We start from the raw sequence: 2,418 nt of genomic DNA, 5'->3' as shown, positions 1-2,418 counted from the left end.
TACAATGAAGAAACAGCACCACCATAGGAAGAATAAAGCTCAACACCATCATCTAAACCACCCCTGAGATCTACAGCATACGTTTCTGATTCTGAAGCTTCTTGCATCTGAGTTTCTTTATTATTCTCATTCATAACATGCCCCCTTAAAATTCAATGCGACCACGAAAAGCCATAGTTAAAAATGAACGAACAACTATCTCACCCATCCAAAACACAATAGCAAACGGTAAAGCCGACTCCATAATTTCTTTGAAAATATCTAAAGCAACATTCATTTTAAACGCTCCCTCCCATTCCATTCTTGATTATATCGCTTCATTTTTGCATAAGTATCATAAGCTTCATACAATGCTGGATAATGAAACCATATATAGCGATGATCCACAACAGCAACTAACTTTCCATTTTCTTCATGACTTTCAAAACCATCAATATGTGTATTAATCTGCAAAAAACCAAAATAATTCTTACATAAAATAATATCTTTTACTTGTTCACGAAGTGGCTTCGCCATTCGCATATAAATCTGAGACGTGCCAACTATATGTTTACGCTGCTTCCGTTGCTGAGAAAGTTCAACCATAACATCAATATCTATATTTTTAGATTCCAGTGAGTTAAGTTCCAAATGTATCTCATCAATAAAATACACAACACCATATTCACCATTATTAATGTTCTTAAGGCAATCAATACCATCATACTCATAAACATGCACATTTTCAGGGATTCCGGCTATATCCGTGTTAGTTACTAAAATACATTTAGGATACTGAACTAACAACTTTCTTACATATTGAACTGCTGAAAGTGTTTTACCTGAACCTTGCGAGCCACAAAAAATCCTTATCCCAGTAGTACGCAATTCTTCTGGATGCTCTTTCGCATATGCTATTTTATAAGAAAAAAGTTCAAAAACACGTTTAGGATTTAAAGACCCAGTCATATTTATATCTTTCAAAATATCACCCCTTTTGTGGAAAAGATACAAAAAAACCTTTCTGCAGCGAGCCCGATCAGCACCACAGAAAGGTTAGAATTTAAGCAAAATGCACAAAATCAAACTTTCATTTTGCCTTTACGGAATGCTGTCATAAGCGAGCCGATCGCTTTACGTACACCCCACCACATAAATACAAGACCTATACCAGCAGCCACCAAAGTTGCAAGAACACCAACAATAGTTGCTACAGAAATCTGAGATGTCATAGCAGAAATAACACTAGACCAGTCAGAGGCTGAAACAGCCGCCGGAGCAGTATCAGCAAAAAATACAGGCATCATAAGTCCCCCTTTCTTACATTAGGTAAACAAGCCAGCAAAGGACGGCTACGCCGTTCTTGCTGGCGGTTAACAGTATCTTTTATCTCCACACTGTCAAGGGCTTCGCAAGTGACTACGTCACCCTTGACAGCGTTCAAGATCTTGGCTAACCGATAGACTCAACACTGGCAATCTTAAATGTTCCTTTATCAGTATTTAAACGCCCCTTAAAAACATAATCCTGCCGATAAACAATGTTAGGCGGTACCGCATCAGCGGTACACTTAACCATACCGCATTCACCATCTTCCAACATTATACCAACCCTATATCCTGTAACAGTTTTTCCATCGTCAAAAGTATAATCTTGACTTTTACAAGACATCAAACAAGCTTTAAATTCAAGATCAATAAACATATAATATCCCCCTTATTTCTTGAAAAATTTAAGAGAGTCATCAAGCTCATATCCCAATGATCTCATATAATGAACAGTGGCATGAAACTGTAATTGTTCATTCTGCTCACGATACATAGCTTCCTCAGAAGCAGACAAACCACCACCAAAAATTTTATCACGCACACACATCAATGCCTTATCTAAAGACATTTGATTATTTAAATAAGATAATAAATAATCCATCATAATACAACCACCTTTCTAACTCTATATCTTTGACTTATCCAAATTTTACCACATGACATTACAAAATGCAATAGACAAACATAACAAAATGTAGTATGATAAATTATACAATATCTACAATCAGAAAGGAGGAGGTCTAATGGAGAAAATGAAAAATGAATACAGCAAAATAGTTGGAAACAACATAAGAAAATACCGAGAAATGAACTACATGAGTCAAACAGAACTAGCAAATAGAATAGGAGTCAAACAAGCTGCAATTTCATTATATGAAAATGGAGACCGAGACCCAAGCACAGAAATGATTTACAAAATATGTGATACACTACAAATAGATTTCAATGAATTATTTAACCCAATAGGCGTATTATAATCGTGATCTAATTTGAAAAACATCCATTTTTCACACAGATAACACCGGGAAAAGAGCCACAGGCACTATATAGCACCTGTGGCTCTTCTTTATGATCTGGATGTGAAAAACACCGTTCAGTTTTTCAAATAGAT

The 2,418-nt window shown here is 35.9% G+C and carries 6 protein-coding genes; 1 reads left to right on the top strand and 5 read right to left on the bottom strand.

Annotation, left to right across the window (positions count from 1 at the left end; genetic code table 11):
- Window positions 1-145: 145 nt before the first annotated feature.
- From LKD42_RS15165 to LKD42_RS14925, 5 genes are all read right to left on the bottom strand, one after another.
- Window positions 146-277 carry a hypothetical protein gene (locus LKD42_RS15165; RefSeq protein WP_283095029.1) on the bottom strand — a complete coding sequence of 44 codons (132 nt, stop codon included), beginning with the start codon at window positions 275-277 and terminating at the stop codon, window positions 146-148.
- Entirely contained in the window at window positions 274-963 is a 690-nt protein-coding gene (locus LKD42_RS14940) for a P-loop NTPase family protein (RefSeq protein WP_248836157.1), read from the bottom strand. Before LKD42_RS14940 ends, LKD42_RS15165 begins: the two co-directional genes overlap by 4 nt.
- Window positions 964-1,061: 98 nt before the next feature.
- Window positions 1,062-1,286: a hypothetical protein gene (locus LKD42_RS14935; protein WP_248836156.1), complete on the bottom strand. Its 225-nt coding sequence runs from the start codon at window positions 1,284-1,286 to the stop codon at window positions 1,062-1,064.
- A gap of 145 nt (window positions 1,287-1,431) precedes the next feature.
- On the bottom strand, window positions 1,432-1,683 hold the full coding sequence (locus tag LKD42_RS14930; protein ID WP_248836155.1) for a hypothetical protein: 252 nt from the start codon (window positions 1,681-1,683) through the stop codon (window positions 1,432-1,434).
- A gap of 12 nt (window positions 1,684-1,695) precedes the next feature.
- Window positions 1,696-1,911: a hypothetical protein gene (locus tag LKD42_RS14925; protein WP_248836154.1), complete on the bottom strand. Its 216-nt coding sequence runs from the start codon at window positions 1,909-1,911 to the stop codon at window positions 1,696-1,698.
- 139 nt (window positions 1,912-2,050) lie between these two features.
- Here LKD42_RS14925 and LKD42_RS14920 point away from each other — a divergent pair, with 139 nt between their 5' ends.
- Window positions 2,051-2,284, top strand: a complete 234-nt coding sequence (locus LKD42_RS14920; protein WP_248836153.1) for a helix-turn-helix domain-containing protein — start codon at window positions 2,051-2,053, stop codon at window positions 2,282-2,284.
- Window positions 2,285-2,418: the final 134 nt, after the last annotated feature.

Origin of the sequence: Hominisplanchenecus faecis (assembly GCF_020687205.1) — a bacterium.
Taxonomy (GTDB): Bacteria; Bacillota; Clostridia; order Lachnospirales; family Lachnospiraceae; genus Hominisplanchenecus; species Hominisplanchenecus faecis.
The sequence above is the reverse complement of the archived record's forward strand: the minus strand, read 5'-3'. Positions and strand labels throughout refer to the sequence as shown.